We start from the raw sequence: 17,939 nt of genomic DNA on the forward strand, positions 1-17,939 counted from the left end.
GATAATCAACTCAACGACATCAAAGCAGCCAAATGTATTCTCTTCCAAACGTGCCCATACAGAGTCAAAACCAGCCATTGTATTTGTATACATGGTAGGATCTGGGATTGGAAACGCACCTGCCTGAGCCGCCGTTTCCGAAGTAAACCAAGAAACTGTAGTACCCGGTTGTCCATTCATAACTTGCACATCCCGATCTGTAAGATTAAAAAGACCAATACCATCATACGGTAGATCATCACAGATCTTTAAAATATCGGGGATCCCCGCAGTAGGTTGTGGTGCGAATTCTACTTCAATTTCGTCGGTAGCTGCACAACCTGTATTACTTGTAACTTCTATTTTATAAGTACCATCGACAGTAACATCTAAAGTGCTATTTGTCTCCCCAGGAATAAGGTCAAACATACCTGTACCTATATTTAAAACAAACCATCTATAAGTAGACCCTAATTCTGGCATCACACCAATAGTAAAATCTTCACCTTCACAACCAGGGTTCCCACTAGCAATAGTGGCATCAGGTCCTAGATCAACACCTATATTAAATGATCCAGCTTCTAAATAAACGGAGATATCAAACTGTGTATCTTGCTGATCGGCAATAACTAATTTAATGGTATATGTATTCCCTGGAGTAACCGTTCCCATAGCTGTCAATTCTACGGTTTGACCATTAAAATCGATAGCTGCGCTTGCCGCGGGAACTGAAGGAGCCATAGGATTTGTTATAGGCTGAAAATTGTATTGTCCAAAATATTGTTCATTAATCGCCGCGCATTGGCCAATTACCTCATACCGAATGTTAGTAACTTCAATTGGTGTTGCTGTTCCTGGCAATACGGCTAAGTTCTGAACAGCTCCAGTAACATTGTCGGTAAGAATAAAAGCGAAAGCATCAGAAAAAGAACATTCAAAACCCTGATTATATTCTTCAGAGGCCATGATAAAATCGAAACTGATGTTTGAAATTAATGGAACAAAATTAAACTGAATATACGATGCGTTCATAGTTCCAGTAGCGGTTGTATTAGCTTCTAGATCTGCATCACCTCCCCATGCACCCCCGCCATCACTATTGAGGTCTACATTAGGGCCAGGAGCATTTTGCACATTTCCAGAAGATAAAACTACGCCTTCGGCAAAAGGAAAATTAGATCCATTGGCATTAAAATAGGCAATACCATTTACGTCGCCAAAATCGGTTCCTGTGCTTTGAGAAAAGTCGGAAACCTGGGCACAAGGGCTGTCAATTAAAATATCTTCAACAAGCTGTTGAGTAGTAAATGTTTCATCAATTGTGATTTGAGCCAACCCTACAGCCGAAACCAGCAATGAAACGAGGAGTAATATTTTGTTCATAAGGGAGGGATTATGCAGCCAAATATATTGAATACATTGAGTTTCTTTTTATATTTTTGCAAAAAAATGCACTAGATGACTGATTTTAACATTACTGTACAACCTACAAATAACGAAAATATTGTAAAATTTGTTGCGAATACTTTTTTAACTCAAGCCAAAAGCTTCGAATTCAAAAACATAGAAGAGGCTCAACCGAGCCCTTTGGCGCAACAATTATTTCACCTTCCCTTTGTTAAAACTGTTTATATCTCACAAAATTTTGTCGCTATTGAAAAATATAACATTATAGGTTGGGATGCCGTTCAAGAAGATGTCGCAGAAGCAATTTCAGATTATTTAAAAACTGGAAAACCAGTAATTACTTCTTCGGAAGATACAACCAAAATTCCTGTAACCGTATATGCAGAAAGTACCCCAAATCCAGGCGTATTAAAATTTGTAGCAAACAAACCTTTGGCTTCCGGAATTTTTGAATTTAAAAATATTGATGAAGCGCAACAAGCACCTTTGGCTGCTGCTTTATTTACCTTTCCATTCGTAAAGGAAGTGTTTATTAGTTCCAACTATGTTTCGGTCACAAAATACAATGTTGCCGAATGGGACGAGATCTCAATGGAGGTGCGTGAATTTATACGTAGCTATATTGAAGACGGAAAAGTTATTTTAAATGATGCGTTGCTTCAGAAAGAAGAAAGCACTACTTCCGAAGAAAACGAAAATGGGACTGCACCCGAATCAAACGGCACTATAAATACATCATATACAGACATAGAAAAAGAAATCGTTTCTATTTTGGATGAATACGTAAAACCAGCCGTTGCAAGCGACGGAGGCCATATTGCATTCGATTCATTTGACGAAGCAACCAAAACAGTTCGCGTCATCCTTCAAGGTGCTTGTAGTGGTTGTCCGTCATCGACTGTTACACTCAAGAACGGTATTCAAAATATGCTAACTGAGATGTTGCAAGGACGTGTTACTACTGTTGAAGCTGTTAATGGATAATGGAAGCGCAAAGAGTGAAGGCAGAAGCTGCTATTGAGTTTTGAAAGGGAAAGGCCTTAGATGACAAATCACGACTCACTTCTAACTAATCTCTACCATTCTACCCCCTATATTCGGTCTTTTAACTTGATTTTCAGAAAAAACCGTACAATAAATTGTAACTTGGTTCTTCAGAAAAATTAACCTTAAAAATAAAATCATTATGGCTGTATTAAAAGTAATTGAAGTATTAGCAAATTCGACAAAAAGTTGGGAAGATGCCGCACAAAACGCTGTTGCACAAGCTGCTAAAAGTGTTAAAAACATTCGCTCTTGCTACATCAACGAGCAAACTTGTATTGTAAACGGTGATTCTATTACAGAATATCGTGTAAACGTAAAAATTACATTTGAAGTAAAATAACTTCTTTTATGATCAAATAAAATGCGCTTTTGATCTCTTCGGAAGCGTATTTTTATTTCTTATCTATCCTACTATGCGTCTTTCGGTATTCCTCCTTTTTATTACCATTTTTATTTCTTCCTGTAACTCTTCAAAAAAAGATATTGTGCAAAATCACGCCTACACCAATGAACTTATCCATGAATCGAGTCCGTATTTGTTGCAACACGCGCACAATCCGGTAGACTGGAGGGCATGGAATGAAAAGACCCTTGAAACCGCCAAAACGGAAAACAAACTTATGATCATTAGTATTGGGTACGCAGCCTGTCATTGGTGTCACGTAATGGAACGTGAAAGCTTTGAAGATTCAACCGTTGCTGCCGTGATGAATAAGAATTTTATAAGTGTAAAAGTTGATCGTGAAGAGCGCCCCGATGTAGACCAAATTTATATCAATGCGGTGCAATTGCTTACCGGCAGTGCTGGCTGGCCACTCAATGTGATCACTTTGCCCGACGGAAGGCCTATTTGGGGAGGAACGTATTTTAAGAAAACTGAATGGTTAAGCGCCCTAGAACAGCTTCAGGAATCGTATCAAAAAGAGCCCGAAAAAATAAAGGAATATGCAGACCGTCTAGAAGAAGGGATCAAAAATATGGATCTGATCGAATTAAATACAGACGTTGTTGACTTCGGATCGTATAACAAGGAAGCCACCTTGGCTCTTTGGAGTAAGAATTTTGATCAAAAATTTGGAGGATATCAAAGAGCTCCGAAATTTATGATGCCGAATAATTATCATTATTTGCTTCGAAATGCCATACAAAACCAAGACACCGAACTTTTAAAATACGTTAACACGACTCTGACTAAAATGGCCTATGGCGGAGTTTACGATCACATAGGTGGCGGATTTGCTCGCTATAGTACCGATACTAAATGGCATGTACCACACTTCGAAAAAATGCTTTATGACAATGCACAACTAGTAAGTCTTTACAGTGATGCTTATTTAGCGACTAAAAATGAATTGTATAAAGAAGTAGTGACAGAAACTCTCGATTTTATTGCCAGAGACATGACCAATAGTGAAGGTGCTTTCTACTCTTCGTTGGATGCCGATAGCGAGACGGAGACGGGTGAGTTAGAGGAAGGCGCATACTACGTTTATACTAAAGAGGAATTGCAATCGCTACTCCAAGAAGATTTTGAATTGTTTAAGTCTTATTACAATATCAATAGCTTCGGAAGTTGGGAAAAAGGCAATTACGTGCTAATTCGCGATACGAGTGATGCAGAAATCATTTCAAAATTTGAGATCACTTCCGAAGACCTTCAGAAGAAAAAAGTCGCATGGAAACTGCAACTTTTAGCCCATAGAAACAAACGAGCTAAACCTCGCTTAGATGATAAAACCCTTACTTCTTGGAATGCATTGATGCTAAAAGGTTATGTAGATGCGTATAAGGCCCTTCAAGAACCAACATACCTCAGTGCCGCCTTAAAAAATGCAAATTTTATCAAGGAAAAACAATTGCAAGAAAGCGGCGCGCTTTTTCACAACTATAAAGATGGAAAAAGTTCAATTAATGGATATCTTGAAGATTATTCAGCTGTCGTTGACGCTTATATCTCCCTTTATGAAGTAACGATGGACATACAGTGGTTAGATATAGCCAAGGTATTGGCTGATTATAGTTTTACGCATTTCTTTGATGAAGAAAAACATATGTTCTATTTCACTTCCAACGAGGATAAGGCGCTAGTTACACGTACAATAGAGTACAGAGATAACGTTATTCCTGCCTCAAACTCTATGATGGCAAAAAATCTGTTTAGATTATCACATTATTATGACAGTCCGAAATTTGGCGATACTGCGAAACAAATGTTGAAAAACGTGCTTCCCGAATTAGAGCAATTTCCTTCAGGTTTTAGCAACTGGATGGACCTCATCGCTAATTATCAAGGTAATTTTTATGAAATTGTTGTCGTTGGAAAAGATGCCGCAAGTAAAATTCAAAGCATTAACCAGTCATATATACCGAATAAACTAGTTGCTGGAAGTACAATTGCCAGTGATGCATACCTTCTACAAGAGCGTTATATTGATGGAGAAACCCTTATTTATGTTTGTGTAAATAACGCCTGTAAGCTACCTGTAAGTGACGTGAAAAAAGCATTAACATCAATAAAAGTTACCAAATAGATTTATGGAAAAATTTCAAGATATTGAATTTTATATAGATAAATACGGACAAAAAATAATTGATTTTATTCCAAGTTTGTTGGGAGCTATAGCGCTTCTTTTTATCGGACTCTGGCTCGCTCGTATGATCAATAGATTAGTGGCTAAATTTTTTAAGCAGAAAGATTACGATCCTACACTTGAAAAATTTATAGCTAGTTTAATTAACTACGGTTTAAAAATTCTTTTGTTTGTATTAGTAATTACTCAATTAGGTGTTGAGTCTGCTTCGTTAGTTGCTATCATTGGAGCCGCGGGATTAGCCATCGGGTTGGCCCTTCAGGGTTCGCTAGCAAATTTCGCAGGTGGCGTGCTTATTTTATTGCTTAAACCATACCGTGTTGGGCATTTTATAAAAGCGCAAGGAATAGAAGGCACCGTAAAGGAGATCTCTATTTTTACGACAAAACTGAATACTTTTGGCAATCAATTAGCGATTATCCCAAATGGGCAACTTTCAAACGAAAGCATTATTAATTTTACCGAAGAAGGCATTCGAAGAGAGGCAATCACCATTGGAATTAGTTACGACAGCGACATCAAATTAGCAAAAGACATTTTATTAAACCTTGTGATGGAACAAGAATTAGTGCTTAAAATGGAGGATAAAATGCCTATGGCTGTTGTTATAGAATTAGCAGACAGCGCTGTAAATTTAAGCCTGCGTTATTGGACAAGAAATGAGGATTTCTGGAATGTAAGATTCTATACCCTTGAGGAAGCTAAAAGACGCCTTGAAGCTCAAGGTATTTCTATACCATTCCCACAGCGCGATATTCACCATTACAATTTGGAAAATCAAACAAATATTAAGTCGAAGGCATAATTTTTGATACATTTGAAAAAAATAAACACATGAAAACAAGACTATTCACAATTCTACTATTTGCCTGTGTGGCAATATCGATGGGGCAAACCGAACATACCTATTTACTTCAAAAAGAAATAGACGCTAATTTTGATGCTACTTTTAGAGGACTCTCTGAAGATCAGCTTAGTGATATGAAGGGCTCCGCATATGAAAATGAATCGTTTTTATTGGGTAATATTTACCAAAACGATAAGTTAGTATCTAAAAATGTATTATTGCGTTACAATGCGTTTTCTGATGAGATCGAAATAAAAAACGGCAATGATGATAGCTATGGGGCACTCCTAAAGAACGCCGACACCTATGCTAGAATCATGGATAACATTTATATCTTTATTCCGAAAGATGGGTCTAATTTAAAAGGACATTATTTTAAAATTTTGACTTCAGGAGAGCATTTCGAATTATACAGCAAAATGGAAGCTACATTTAGACCACCTTCTTTGGCTAAAACCTCATATGACAGTGATCAACCTGCTAGAATAAACCAAGAAACTAGCTATTACTTAGTTTCCAAGAGAGGTACATTCTATGAATTGCCTACGAGTAAATCTAAAATCGTGAAGGTGATGGGTTTAAAGAAGAAAGAGATAAATACCTATATTAAAAAGGAGCGAATTGACGTAAATAGTGAAAAAGACCTTATCAAATTGGTTAATTATTATAATTCAATTCTTTAAAATATAGTTTTTCCTCACATTTGGAATGTTTTTTTATGTAAATTGAGGTGGATTATAATCTCAATAAAATGACTAAATACATACTTTTATTTTTATCACTACTTTTTATTAATGATGTTGTTTTAGCTCAAAAGGAATATCCCGTTCGCGCCTCATCAAAGAACCCTTTTTGGGAGCTTCAGTCACGTGCCATTGAAATAGAATCGGCCAATGAGTTTTTTGGCGATAATCCAAATTCAGTCGATAATATTGAAGGTTCGCCTTATGCAAACAAAGAGTTTGTTTTTGGCAAATTATACATCAATGGAGAACTAAGCAAGAAGAACGTCTTATTGCGATACAACATATTATCTGAAGAGATCGAGATCAGTACTTCAAAGACATCTACCGAAGATACGTATGATGCTCTTTTTAAAGATCCGGCATACCATGCAAAAATTGGTAACACCATCTATATTTTTGCAAACTATCAAGATTCTGCTGATGATGGAGGCTACTTTTCATTTTTAGAAAGCGGTTCTGTTTTTGATTTTTATAAGAAAATGACGGTTACTTTTACGCCTGCTAAAGAAAGTAGACCCTATCGTCCTGCGATCCCCGCTAAATTTGAAAAGGACACTCATTACTATTTAGTTTCTAAAGAAGGGAACTTCTTTAAACTACCTAATAAAAAAGCAAGATTGATCAAGGCAATGGGCGATAAAGAAGAGGAAATTGAAGCCTTTATAAAAAGCCGGAACTTAGTTGTTGAGAATGAGACTGATATGATTGCACTGTTTAAGTACTACGACGGTCTCCTATCTAGCTCTAACCCGCAATAAAATCTTTAAGATAATACGGCTCGAAATAAGCAACATCCTCAAATTCCTGATTTACATACTTTTTGAATGCCAATTGAGTCATCTCGCTCGATGAAGGTGTAATGTTGGTTCTAAATTCTGCATTCGCATGTGCACATATATCTCGAAATTTTGCCACCCCGTTACCAATAAAGATCGTTTTCCCTTGTTTTAGAAAAGCAGAAAAAGATTCAGTCGATAAAATTTCAGCACGGGTTTCTCTTATTTGTATTTTTTCCGAAGAAAAAACAGCCGAATAAACTTCCATACGCCTTGCGTCCAACAAAGGAATAATTATGGCGCTCTCTTGAACTTGTTGTGCCAAAACAGTTAAGGTGGGAACCGATATAAGTGGAACATCTAAGGCATAACAGAGCCCCTTTGCGGCAGAAACTCCAATACGTAGACCCGTATAAGAACCTGGTCCTTTACTCACTGCTATAGCGTCTAAATCCTCTTTCCTGAGATTTGCTTTCTGAAGTACTTCCTCAATATAAACATGAAGTCTTTCAGCATGTGAATACTGCTTATCATTATCTTCTTTCAATGCAATAACGCTTCCATTTACTGAAAGCGCTATAGAGCAATTTGTAGTTGCCGTTTCAAGGCATAAAATGACCGCCATTAGTCGTTCTTTTCTGAAGTTTCTTCGTCTTTCTCCTCCTCCTTTTCCACTCTATCGCCAGACTTTAATGTTTTGGTAACTGTATTATAAGGCCCTGTAATAACTTCATCACCTGGTTTTAAACCAGTGATTATTTCAATATTAGCGTCATCCTGGATCCCCGTAGTGACCACACGTAATTTAGCCTCATCCCCATTTTTTACAAAAACACATTCAAACTTTTCATCGTTAGCAGAAGTGGTCTTTGCTTCCGATTTTTTATACGCCTTTTTAGCCGTTGTGGTGTCTGTTTTAATAACAACTGCACTAATAGGCACACCGAGAATGTCGTTCTTTTTATTAGTAATTATATCTACCGTTGCCGTCATCCCTGGTCGAAACGGAGAATAATGGTCAGGTTTTCCTTCGGTTAGATCTTTATAACTTTCTGGAAGAATTCGGATCTTAACTTTAAAATTGGTCACTTGATCTGCAGATAGTGCCTGCTGAGCAGAATTTGCAATTTCGGTAACAATTCCTTTAAATTCACGTTTTAAATAAGCGTCTACCTCAACAATAGTTGAATCACCACCAGATAATTTGACAATATCATTTTCATTTACGTCTACTTCAACCTCCATATTGTTTAGGTTGGCCACACGAACAATTTCGGTACCCGCCATTTGCGCTGTTCCTACCACACGTTCTCCCAATTCAACCGACAACATCGAAATGGTTCCTGACATAGGAGCATAAATAGTGGTCCTTGACAAATTATCCCGAGACTGTTTCACATTGGCTGCCGCACTTTGCACACTGTAATATGTTGCTTGTTGGTTACCCTTTGCCATTTCATAATCTGCAATAGAGGCATCCCATTCTGATTTTGAAATTACACCCTTTTCAAAGAGACTTTTATTTCGATCATAATTTAACTTTGCGTTTTTTAAACTTGCTTCAGCTTGCGCCAATTGAGCACGTACATTTTGAAGACCAGCTTGTGATTGGCTTACTGCCGCTTGAATCAAATCTGGATTAATCTTAACCAAAAGATCTCCTTTTTCGACCTTTTGCCCTTCAATTACTGGAAGTTCAATGATCTCACCAGAAACTTCCGAAGAAAGTTTTACCTCTACTTCAGGCTGGATCTTACCTGTTGCTGCTACCGTCTCGATAATATCGATAGGTTCGATCTTCGTGATCTCAACCGATTTAAAATCGCCACCCTTTCCGAACCATCCAACCTTTTTTCCATAGATCAATGCGGATAGCAGAAGTAATACAAAAACAACGATAATAATTAGTGTCTTTTTTTTCATGGTTTAAAATTTTAATTCCGATGCGGGAACGCCAAAATAAAGTTCAAGCACTTTAGTTTTGAAAATATAATCGTATTTCGAGCGATTTACCTCAATACGAGCATTGTCGTAGCGCAATTTTGATTGACTAAAATCAAAAGCGTTGGTTCGTCCTACATCGTAACGATCTTTTGCGTACTGGTATGCTAAATTTTGTGATTCTAAAGCAGATTCTGCAGCTTCATACGCTTTTAGTGCTCCTTTGGCATCCACATAAGCCTGATAAATACTAGATTCAAGATCTAATTTAGCCTGTTCCAATTGGTACTTGGTGCGTTCAACACTTATCTTACTTCGTTTAACATTGTTTCTTGCTGAAAATCCATTTAAAATAGGAACGTTTAAGCTTAAACCGTATCCAACACCGTCATTTTGCCAAAGTTGGTCTGTAAAGGTTCTCTGTAATGCATCATTATCTGAGTATCGTGTATCATATCCGAAAAAAGCAGATAGTGTAGGATAGTACACACCGCGGCTTAATTGAAGGTCTTTTTCTGCCAAAGCAACATTTTGTTCGGCAATTTTTACTTCGCTTCTATTTTCTTGTGCGGTATTGATCACTTCGGAAACTGGTTTCAGCATAATTCCAGAATCAACTACCTCATAACCTTCATCGACGACATCAAAATTTTCAAAATCTTTGATCAAAAGAAGTTGGGCTAAACTTATTTTCGAAATAGTCACTGCGTTTTCCGCCACGGCAATTCGCTGCTTTTCATTGGCATCGGTTGCTTGAATCTCGAGCAGATCTCCGCGAGGAATTACTCCAGCATCAACTAATTCATTGGTTCTCTTGATCTGTTCTAAGGTCACCGCGTTCTGTGATTGAATCACCTCTAAGTTTGCCTTGTTAAGCAGCACCTGTAAAAAGCCATTTGCAACAAACAACGAAATATCGTCTTTCATCTTATCTAAACGATATTGACTAGCAAGTTTTGATAGATCGGCACGTTGTAATTCACGAACATTCCGAAGGCCATCAAACAACGTATAGCCAATACTTGCTCCGCCACTAGCCGACAAAAATGTTACGTTAGCAGGATTCCCAGTGGTAGGATCAAAACCAAGACCCGTATTTTGGGAAACACTGGCACTGAGATTTAACGATGGTAAAAAGTTGCCAATAGCATCGAGTTTTTCAATTTCGGTGCTTGCCACGTCCAATTCGCTCTGTTTTACCGAAATATTATTTTCCAACGCATGTTGCACACATTCCTGCAAGGTCCATTTCTTTGCCTGTGCATTTACCACGATGGTGGCAAAAAGAAAGATGCTGAATAGAATTGATTTTTTCATGTTGCTTATTGTTGTTGAATATGTCTTTTGTTTTCTGAAAGTGTTACAGAATATTTCGAAAATTACTGTTGCCCGAAAGATGGAGCAGCCTTAATTTGATTCCAAACCTTAATTTTGTCGTCTTTAGAGATCCCGCTAACAATCTCTACATTAAGTCCATCGCTGATGCCAAGTTCAATATCACGACGCTCAAATTCCTGATCGCCAGTCGCTATTTCAACAAATGGTTTTTGCGTCTCCGGATCATACTGTACAAGCGCCTCCTTGAGTGTAAGCACATCTTCAGCCTTGGCCAAAATAATAGAAGCATTGGCGCTTAAGCCCGCACGTATAAAAGTTGTATCCTTTTTGCTTAGTGTCCCTTTTATTTCAAATTGAATAGCCCCGTTCTCACTAATTCCCTTTGGTGCAATATAATCTAAGATCGCATCAAACTTTTTATTTTCGATCGCTCCCACAGTAATTTCCAACGGAAGATTCTCTTTTATTTTACCTACTTCACTTTCATCAACCTTTCCTTCGAAGATCATTTTATCGACATCTGCTAAAGTAGCAATGGTTGTTCCATCATTAAAATTGTTTGATTCAATAACCTGATTTCCCGTCTTTACAGGAACGTCTAGTACCATTCCAGAAACAGTAGCTCTAATCTCTGTATTTGCTGAAGCTCCTAAGCCACTAGTTGTACCTGTTTTCACAATATCAAAGGTTTGTTGCGCGCCTGACAATCCAACTTTTTCTTGGTTGAAGCGTTGTTGCGCCTGATTGTAATTAAGTTGCGCCTGATCAAACTCATTTGCTGAGATCACACCTTTTTCAAAGAGTTCTTTTTGCCGATTATAAATGTTTTTTTCACTATTTAAGGCTAATCGAGCAGTTTCAACCTGAGTTCGTGCACTATTAATATTGTTTTTCGCCGAGCTCAATGAATTGATATTAGGCACTACCTTAACCTTTGCTATTAGATCGCCCGACTTTATGATATCTCCAGCTTCAACAAAGATTTCATCAATAATTCCTGAAATATTAGGTTTTATTAGCACCTCTTCTTTTGGAACAATACTACCAGTAGCCACTGTCTTCTTAACAATAGTCTGTATTGAGGCCTGCTCAGTTTCGTAGACCACTGGGTCTTGCCGATCAAGGCTAAAAACATACCATAATCCTAAAATAAACCCTAGAACAACGACGATAAGTACGGTGATTATAATTCCTTTTTTCATAGTAATAAGTGTATCAAATATCTTTTTGTTAACTATTCTGTTCGCAATGCATCCACTGGTTTAATTCTTGTGGCTCTTATGGCAGGGAAAAGTCCTGCTAAAACTCCTGAAATTATTAAGATGATCAATGCTGTGATCACCACTTCAATATTTACTGACGGGTTTGCGAAATTTTCTACAGGTCCGCTTTGCTCAAGCGCGTAATTCATGATCCAAATGAGTCCGGCACCAGAGGCTACTCCCGCCATACCGCTCAATAAGGTGATTATTAATGATTCTTGGATGATTTGTCCTCGAACTTGCCATGGGGTTGCGCCTAGGGCTCTTCGTACGCCAATTTCATTGGTTCTTTCCTTTACTGAAATGAGCAAAATATTAATCACTCCTATCATCCCAGAAGCTAGCACAAGGCCGCCCACAAAAAAGCCAACAAACTTTAAAATATCAAACAAGCCCGTGATCCTTCCGAAGGCTTCAGCACGATCAAAATTCCCAATAGCACGGTCGTCATCAGGGTGAATGGTACGCTGTTGGCGCATTATCTCCAAAATCTTAGGCTTTAAGGCTGTAATACTATATGCATCGTGCGCTGTAATCGCCATCCAGCCTACCTCGTCTCCGCGATTAAAAACCTGATTGAATGTAGTAAAAGGCACGTAAATAGTATTTGCCAGCTCCTCACTATTTCCATTGTCACTAGGAGCTTTAAAAGCACCAATGACCATAAAATTTACACCATTGATCTTTAAATATTCACCAATGGGGTCTTCACCCACGTTAAAAAGGCTTGTAACCACTCCATCGCCAATTACAACGCCTTTTCGTTTATCATTTATATCTGAATAACTTATAAAGCGCCCAGCCGTAATATCCATTGGCTGCTGACTTATAAACTCGGGGTAGTCGCCGCTTACGGTGAAAGCCCCGGTTTTTTCATTTCGGGTCACATTGTTTGCGCCGTTATATCCTCCCAATTGTCCACGAGGTGAAACATATTTTAACTCAGGTAACTTTTCCTTTAGTACATCAACATCCTCTACTTTAAAGCGAACATAGCGGCCTTTTGGCAATCCTTTATATGGTTTCGAGGTGCCTTGCCCCCACATAAACATCGAGTTGGTTGCGAAATTTCCAAAATCTTTACTTACCCCGTTGCGTAACCCTGTAGTTAAAGCAAGTAGCACGACCAAAATAAAGATACCCCACGCTACTCCAAAGGCAGTTAAGAGCGTTCTAAATGGATTGGCGCTAAGCGCTTCAAGGATTTCGTTCCAGCGATCTCTATTAAACATATTATTCGTCTCTTAAAGCGTCAATTGGTTTGATATGAGCAGCACGTCGTGCAGGAATATAACCTGCAACTGCTCCTGCTACTATTAAAATAACGACCGTAATAATAGCCGTATTAAAATCAACTTGTGGCGATTTTATAAAATCGTTATCCACCATAGGACTCACTAATTGCAATAATCCCACCCCTGCAAAAAGACCAAAAAATCCTGCAATGGCGGTGATAAATATCGCTTCCTGTAAAATAAGACCAATAATAGAACTTGGTAACGCTCCAATAGCCTTTCGAATACCGATTTCTTTGGTACGCTCCTTTACTATAATAAGCATGATATTACTAACACCAACTACCCCCGCAATAATGGTAAAGATCCCAATAAACCAAAATACATTTCGTATTACTGCAATCAAACTATATATTTTTTTTGCTTCTTCTAATGTATTATTGACGTTTACAGCACTGCGATCATCTGGAGCCACGGTATGTCTCAATTTAATATCTTGCTCAATATTTTCTGAAATCGCCATAGATTGCGCAACTGCTTCATCAAAATTGTCGGCCATTTTCACCGTATACGCTAACGACCGAACCCTATCACCTGCCCCAAATGCTATTTGAGCAGCAGTAAGAGGTACAAATACGCGTCCTTCTTCTCGTTCACCTCCTGGATCTGTATAGACCCCTACTACCTTAAAATTTACGCCAAAGATGGAAATTATTTCACCAACAGGGTCCTTACCTTTAAATAGATCCTTTTGAATGATATAACCAATCACTGCCACCTTCCTAGATTCATTCATATCACCTTGGCTTAAGAACCTCCCAGATGTCATACTTGCATTCTCAATAAACTGTTGGTCAGGGTTCGCGCCCTCTAATCTATAATTCCCCGTTTCCCCTTTATAAGTTATTTGGCTACCCCATATATTATAAATAGCCGTTTTATATTCTAAATTATCTTCATACTTGGCATTGATAGCCTCAAAATCACTATTTCGCATTTGGATATAGCGTCCCGGATTTAGGCCTTTATAACTTTTTGTGGTCATTCGGGTCCAAACCGAGATACGATTTGTTGCGTCTTGTTCAAATTGAGTTTTTACTCCTTTCTGAATTCCGCTACTAAAACCTAAGAGAATCACTAGAATAAAAATACCTGATGCAACTGAAAGACCCGTCAAAAAAGTACGGAGTTTATTTTTTCCAATGGTTTCAAATATTTCCTGCCAGCGTTCTAAATCAAACATTAGCTTCAGCTTTTAAACGCGCATCTACAGCCCGAATTTGCGTGACTTTACTATCATCAATGATTCGTCCATCTTTTAGATTGACGATACGTTTGGTCATATGAGCGATATCGTCTTCATGTGTAACCAGTAAAATAGTTTTTCCTTCATCATTGATCCCCTGAATAAGTTCCATAACCTCATAAGATGTTTTGGAATCAAGTGCTCCAGTAGGCTCATCGGCCAATAACACTTTTGGATCACTCGCCAAGGCTCTTGCAATTGCGACACGCTGCTTCTGACCACCCGAAAGCTCATTCGGCAAATGTGTTGCCCACTCTGCGAGACCTACTTTTTCAAGATAATGCATAGCTTTCTCCATACGAATGTTGCGCTTAACACCTTGGTAATACAAGGGCATAGCCACATTATCGAGTGCCGTTTTATAATTTATAAGATTAAAGGACTGAAAAATAAACCCAAGAAATTGATTTCGGTAGCGAGCAGCTACCTTTTCGTTCAGGTTTTTTATGATCTTTCCATCGAGATGATAGGTTCCACTATCAGCTTCATCAAGCATTCCAAGGATATTGAGCAGTGTAGATTTTCCAGATCCTGATGATCCCATAATCGATACCATTTCTCCTTCAGAAACTGAAAAATCAATCCCTTTAAGAACATGCAGGGAATTGTTCCCCATCTGATATGATTTGTGTAAGTCACTAATTTCAATCATAATAATACTATTAAGCACAAGGTAAAGGCTTCATACTTTTAAAGTGTGAAAATTTAGTTAAGACTTACAAAGCTTTTGGTTGGTGAAAGTCTATTATATAAGACGTCTTCTGTTTATTTTTGTTACAGTATTCTTCCGAAGAAAATGAAAACTAGACTGCTTTACTCTTCTTCCACATACGATAAATTACATAACCTAAACCGCCTACGAGTAGATACGGAAAAATCATTAGGTATAAAATACCATTGTTAACCCCCTTAGCGGTTGCGCCCCCATCTTCAGTTTCAAGCACTGCGCGACACATTGCACATTGTGCTTCAACCGGTAAACTTGCTACCACAATGAATAAGAGAAAAAAGATATATTTTGCTTTCATTTAATAATAAGGTGAGATCATTAAGTATACAATTACTCCGGTAACGGCAACATATAACCATAACGGAAATGTAATACGGGCAATTTTTTTGTGTCTTATGAAATCACTAGAAATGGCGCGAACATAGGTAATCAAAACAAACGGAATCACAATTATAGACAAAAGGATGTGAGTGATCAGTATAAAATAATACACATATCGAATGGCACCCTCTCCTCCATAGACAGTAGATTCGGAAGTCATGTGATAAGCGACATACATTACCAGAAACAAGACTGATAATGTAATTGCCGATTTCATAAAAAGCTCATGCGTTTTACGGTTACCCCTTTTGATCATAATCACAGCAAGTATTAATAAGATTGCCGTGATTCCATTAGTAGTGGCGTAAATAGGAGGTAGAAAACTAAGAGGTTCTACATTGGGGATCTTAACCGTAAACAAGACCGCTACAACGAGCGGAATTACTATTGAGAGTATCCAAATCAATATATTGTATTTTCTATTTGCGGCTACAGAACTCATTCTTTCAATAATTTATTAATATCCATAATTAGCATATCGATTCCTTCCTGCTCAAGACCATCATAGTAAATGATAGGGTTTCCAATTCCATCAATTCTTGAACGTATAATACCTTTTTTATCAATTAATGCGAAATAACCTTGATGCTCAAATCCACCTTCGATTTCGTTGTTTTCGGCGGCATAAATTTTAAACCCTGTGTTAGATAATTCAAAAATATCTGCTTTTGTACCCGTCAAAAAGTTCCAATTCGGATGTGTTGCTCCATATCCTTCGGCATATTCTTTTAAAACTTGAGGCGTATCATAGGTTGGATCTATTGAGAAAGAAGCGATCCCAAAATCGGTTTCGTCCATAAATGCCTCCTGTACTTTTAACATATTGGTGGTCATGATCGGACAAATACTAGGACAAGTGGTAAAAAAAAATTCGACCACGTATACTTTCTCCAGGTAATCTGCATTTGAAATAGTGTCATTATTTTGATTAATGAATGTAAATTCGGGTACTTTTCCTATTTCCACCATCGTACCAAAATCTGCTTCATCGATTTCGTCATAATTACCCACATTACTCATGCGGGTATTTTCTACAACTGTATGATTTTTCAACCTATCGACGATCCTTGGGACAAAGATGATCCCGAAAATTAGAATGATAGCACTAAGCCCGATATAAGCGTTTTTTCTTTTCATACTACATTATATTTCGCGATCAGATTTATACTTTTTAAGCTCTAAGCGATATTCAGCAAGGATCACCTTAATATCATCACTCATTTTATTGTTGATCACTGCCACACTACGTGCGTCAAATCCGTATAAGACCCCGACATCCTCATCCTGATCTCTACCTCTTAAACTGGCCTCTTTGTCTATAATGAATACGTATGGGGTAGCTAAATTTGCGTCCAGATCGAGATTTGTTTTGAGCGAGTTAAATACCTTGTTGATATCTTCGGAAGAACCAAAAGCAAAGCGCCATTTGGTAGCATCTGTAATTTCATTGATCTTTCTTTTGAGTTCTGCCGCGTCTTTTTCGGATCCCTTCGGAAGTAAAATAACCAGTTGAAAATCTGTAAATTGATAATTTTTTTTATAGATTTTATGCGTAAGATTAAATGCATTTGCTTTATTCGATAGGGGCTCATTTCCGAAGAAACCCAAAACAGTAATATGACCATTTAGCTGTAACGGATTACCATCAAGATCGGTAAAGGAGGTTAATTCAGAAACATTTTCAGTTAGTATGGGAAGCTTACCAAAGTTGTTCACTCCCGATGCAAAAAAAATATAAACCGTGATAGGGAGGATAAATAATATGCCAAGAATTAGGAACTTCTTCATTTGTGGTGCATTGCTTTTGCAAAAATAGCGAGCAAAACGGTCTTTAACAATGTTTGCTAGTTAAAATTACCCATAAAAAAAGCCCCGATAACGGAGCTTTTATTTTAAAGTGTGTTTCTTAGAAATCAAATTTTACAAATCCATTTTTATAGACTTCAAAAATATAATCACCTTCAATAAGTAAGATCATTACTAAGTAGCAGATCAAGAAGATCGCGGTCCATACAACTGCACGACGAAGCCCTGTGGTCTCATCTCGCATGTGCATAAAGTCCCAAGTAATATAATATGCTTTAACGAGCGTAAGCACGATAAAGATCAAGTTTAAAGGTTTCATAAAGATAAAGGGCGATAACAGGATATTACCCATTGTTGACCAAAAGCCTCCTTCAAAAGCCGACATAAATGGCGTCATTAAGAATTCAGGTTTTACAATTCCTAATGCAACTTCAATGATAGTTACAACAGAAAGAAAAACAAATACACCCCAGATCTTTGAAATATTCGATTTGAAAGTAACAAGTCCTCTGAAGATTGTTAAGTTATGTTCGTGGTGTGCCATTTT

18 protein-coding genes are annotated in these 17,939 nt (G+C 37.7%); 6 read left to right on the forward strand and 12 right to left on the reverse strand.

Features of this window, described 5'->3' with window-relative positions; all coding sequences use genetic code 11:
• A partial coding sequence (locus ACY2RU_RS09855) for a choice-of-anchor L domain-containing protein (protein ID WP_490138287.1) occupies positions 1–1,362 on the reverse strand: 1,362 nt, incomplete at its 3' end.
• 75 nt (positions 1,363–1,437) lie between these two features.
• On the opposite strand from ACY2RU_RS09855, the gene ACY2RU_RS09860 reads away from it, so the two are divergent.
• From ACY2RU_RS09860 to ACY2RU_RS09885, 6 genes are all read left to right on the forward strand, one after another.
• Positions 1,438–2,370: a NifU family protein gene (locus ACY2RU_RS09860; RefSeq protein WP_490138288.1), complete on the forward strand. Its 933-nt coding sequence runs from the start codon at positions 1,438–1,440 to the stop codon at positions 2,368–2,370.
• Positions 2,371–2,572: 202 nt separating this feature from the next.
• Positions 2,573–2,773, forward strand: a complete 201-nt coding sequence (locus ACY2RU_RS09865) for a dodecin family protein (protein WP_490138289.1) — start codon at positions 2,573–2,575, stop codon at positions 2,771–2,773.
• 73 nt (positions 2,774–2,846) lie between these two features.
• Positions 2,847–4,964, forward strand: coding sequence for a thioredoxin domain-containing protein (locus tag ACY2RU_RS09870; RefSeq protein WP_490138290.1), 2,118 nt, complete (start codon positions 2,847–2,849; stop codon positions 4,962–4,964).
• Between the two features lie 4 nt (positions 4,965–4,968).
• Positions 4,969–5,829 (forward strand): mechanosensitive ion channel family protein, encoded by an 861-nt coding sequence (locus tag ACY2RU_RS09875; RefSeq protein WP_490138291.1) that lies wholly within the window; start codon positions 4,969–4,971, stop codon positions 5,827–5,829.
• A 29-nt stretch (positions 5,830–5,858) separates the two neighbouring features.
• Complete coding sequence (locus ACY2RU_RS09880) at positions 5,859–6,554, forward strand: hypothetical protein (RefSeq protein WP_490138292.1); 696 nt, start codon at positions 5,859–5,861, stop codon at positions 6,552–6,554.
• Positions 6,555–6,622: 68 nt separating this feature from the next.
• Positions 6,623–7,375: a hypothetical protein gene (locus ACY2RU_RS09885; RefSeq protein ID WP_490138293.1), complete on the forward strand. Its 753-nt coding sequence runs from the start codon at positions 6,623–6,625 to the stop codon at positions 7,373–7,375.
• On the opposite strand, the gene tsaB is transcribed toward ACY2RU_RS09885, so the two are convergent.
• The 11 genes from tsaB to ACY2RU_RS09940 form a co-directional block, all read right to left on the reverse strand.
• On the reverse strand, positions 7,362–8,018 hold the full coding sequence (tsaB, locus tag ACY2RU_RS09890) for a tRNA (adenosine(37)-N6)-threonylcarbamoyltransferase complex dimerization subunit type 1 TsaB (RefSeq protein WP_490138294.1): 657 nt from the start codon (positions 8,016–8,018) through the stop codon (positions 7,362–7,364). The two genes, ACY2RU_RS09885 and tsaB, sit on opposite strands and share 14 nt — an antisense overlap.
• The gene (locus ACY2RU_RS09895; RefSeq protein WP_490138295.1) at positions 8,018–9,316 is read right to left on the reverse strand and encodes an efflux RND transporter periplasmic adaptor subunit; all 1,299 of its coding nucleotides are present in this window, start codon (positions 9,314–9,316) and stop codon (positions 8,018–8,020) included. The genes tsaB and ACY2RU_RS09895 overlap by 1 nt, the downstream gene beginning before the upstream one ends.
• 3 nt (positions 9,317–9,319) lie before the next feature.
• On the reverse strand, positions 9,320–10,651 hold the full coding sequence (locus ACY2RU_RS09900) for a TolC family protein (protein ID WP_490138296.1): 1,332 nt from the start codon (positions 10,649–10,651) through the stop codon (positions 9,320–9,322).
• Between the two features lie 62 nt (positions 10,652–10,713).
• Positions 10,714–11,874, reverse strand: a complete 1,161-nt coding sequence (locus ACY2RU_RS09905) for an efflux RND transporter periplasmic adaptor subunit (protein ID WP_490138297.1) — start codon at positions 11,872–11,874, stop codon at positions 10,714–10,716.
• A gap of 32 nt (positions 11,875–11,906) precedes the next feature.
• Positions 11,907–13,166, reverse strand: coding sequence for an ABC transporter permease (locus ACY2RU_RS09910; RefSeq protein ID WP_490138298.1), 1,260 nt, complete (start codon positions 13,164–13,166; stop codon positions 11,907–11,909).
• Position 13,167: 1 nt separating this feature from the next.
• Positions 13,168–14,412, reverse strand: coding sequence for an ABC transporter permease (locus ACY2RU_RS09915; protein ID WP_490138299.1), 1,245 nt, complete (start codon positions 14,410–14,412; stop codon positions 13,168–13,170).
• Positions 14,405–15,127, reverse strand: a complete 723-nt coding sequence (locus ACY2RU_RS09920; RefSeq protein ID WP_490138300.1) for an ABC transporter ATP-binding protein — start codon at positions 15,125–15,127, stop codon at positions 14,405–14,407. The genes ACY2RU_RS09915 and ACY2RU_RS09920 overlap by 8 nt, the downstream gene beginning before the upstream one ends.
• Before the next feature lie 376 nt (positions 15,128–15,503).
• On the reverse strand, positions 15,504–16,028 hold the full coding sequence (locus ACY2RU_RS09925) for a DUF420 domain-containing protein (RefSeq protein WP_490138301.1): 525 nt from the start codon (positions 16,026–16,028) through the stop codon (positions 15,504–15,506).
• Positions 16,025–16,723 carry an SCO family protein gene (locus ACY2RU_RS09930; protein ID WP_490138302.1) on the reverse strand — a complete coding sequence of 233 codons (699 nt, stop codon included), beginning with the start codon at positions 16,721–16,723 and terminating at the stop codon, positions 16,025–16,027. The genes ACY2RU_RS09925 and ACY2RU_RS09930 overlap by 4 nt, the downstream gene beginning before the upstream one ends.
• Positions 16,724–16,729: 6 nt before the next feature.
• On the reverse strand, positions 16,730–17,374 hold the full coding sequence (locus ACY2RU_RS09935) for a hypothetical protein (RefSeq protein ID WP_490138303.1): 645 nt from the start codon (positions 17,372–17,374) through the stop codon (positions 16,730–16,732).
• 118 nt (positions 17,375–17,492) lie between these two features.
• On the reverse strand, positions 17,493–17,936 hold the full coding sequence (locus ACY2RU_RS09940) for a cytochrome C oxidase subunit IV family protein (RefSeq protein WP_490138304.1): 444 nt from the start codon (positions 17,934–17,936) through the stop codon (positions 17,493–17,495).
• Positions 17,937–17,939 lie beyond the last annotated feature (3 nt).

Source organism: Ulvibacter sp. 2305UL32-6 (genome assembly GCF_058148545.1).

Excerpts from the sequence above, each read along its gene's own strand:
- ACY2RU_RS09860 (WP_490138288.1), top strand. The coding sequence starts at position 1,438 with ATGACTGATTTTAACATTACTGTACAACCTACAAATAACGAAAATATT.
- ACY2RU_RS09865 (WP_490138289.1), top strand. The coding sequence starts at position 2,573 with ATGGCTGTATTAAAAGTAATTGAAGTATTAGCAAATTCGACAAAAAGT.
- ACY2RU_RS09870 (WP_490138290.1), top strand. The coding sequence starts at position 2,847 with ATGCGTCTTTCGGTATTCCTCCTTTTTATTACCATTTTTATTTCTTCC.
- ACY2RU_RS09875 (WP_490138291.1), top strand. The coding sequence starts at position 4,969 with ATGGAAAAATTTCAAGATATTGAATTTTATATAGATAAATACGGACAA.
- ACY2RU_RS09880 (WP_490138292.1), top strand. The coding sequence starts at position 5,859 with ATGAAAACAAGACTATTCACAATTCTACTATTTGCCTGTGTGGCAATA.
- ACY2RU_RS09885 (WP_490138293.1), top strand. The coding sequence starts at position 6,623 with ATGACTAAATACATACTTTTATTTTTATCACTACTTTTTATTAATGAT.
- tsaB (WP_490138294.1), bottom strand. The coding sequence starts at position 8,018 with ATGGCGGTCATTTTATGCCTTGAAACGGCAACTACAAATTGCTCTATA.
- ACY2RU_RS09895 (WP_490138295.1), bottom strand. The coding sequence starts at position 9,316 with ATGAAAAAAAAGACACTAATTATTATCGTTGTTTTTGTATTACTTCTG.
- ACY2RU_RS09900 (WP_490138296.1), bottom strand. The coding sequence starts at position 10,651 with ATGAAAAAATCAATTCTATTCAGCATCTTTCTTTTTGCCACCATCGTG.
- ACY2RU_RS09905 (WP_490138297.1), bottom strand. The coding sequence starts at position 11,874 with ATGAAAAAAGGAATTATAATCACCGTACTTATCGTCGTTGTTCTAGGG.
- ACY2RU_RS09910 (WP_490138298.1), bottom strand. The coding sequence starts at position 13,166 with ATGTTTAATAGAGATCGCTGGAACGAAATCCTTGAAGCGCTTAGCGCC.
- ACY2RU_RS09915 (WP_490138299.1), bottom strand. The coding sequence starts at position 14,412 with ATGTTTGATTTAGAACGCTGGCAGGAAATATTTGAAACCATTGGAAAA.
- ACY2RU_RS09920 (WP_490138300.1), bottom strand. The coding sequence starts at position 15,127 with ATGATTGAAATTAGTGACTTACACAAATCATATCAGATGGGGAACAAT.
- ACY2RU_RS09925 (WP_490138301.1), bottom strand. The coding sequence starts at position 16,028 with ATGAGTTCTGTAGCCGCAAATAGAAAATACAATATATTGATTTGGATA.
- ACY2RU_RS09930 (WP_490138302.1), bottom strand. The coding sequence starts at position 16,723 with ATGAAAAGAAAAAACGCTTATATCGGGCTTAGTGCTATCATTCTAATT.
- ACY2RU_RS09935 (WP_490138303.1), bottom strand. The coding sequence starts at position 17,374 with ATGAAGAAGTTCCTAATTCTTGGCATATTATTTATCCTCCCTATCACG.
- ACY2RU_RS09940 (WP_490138304.1), bottom strand. The coding sequence starts at position 17,936 with ATGGCACACCACGAACATAACTTAACAATCTTCAGAGGACTTGTTACT.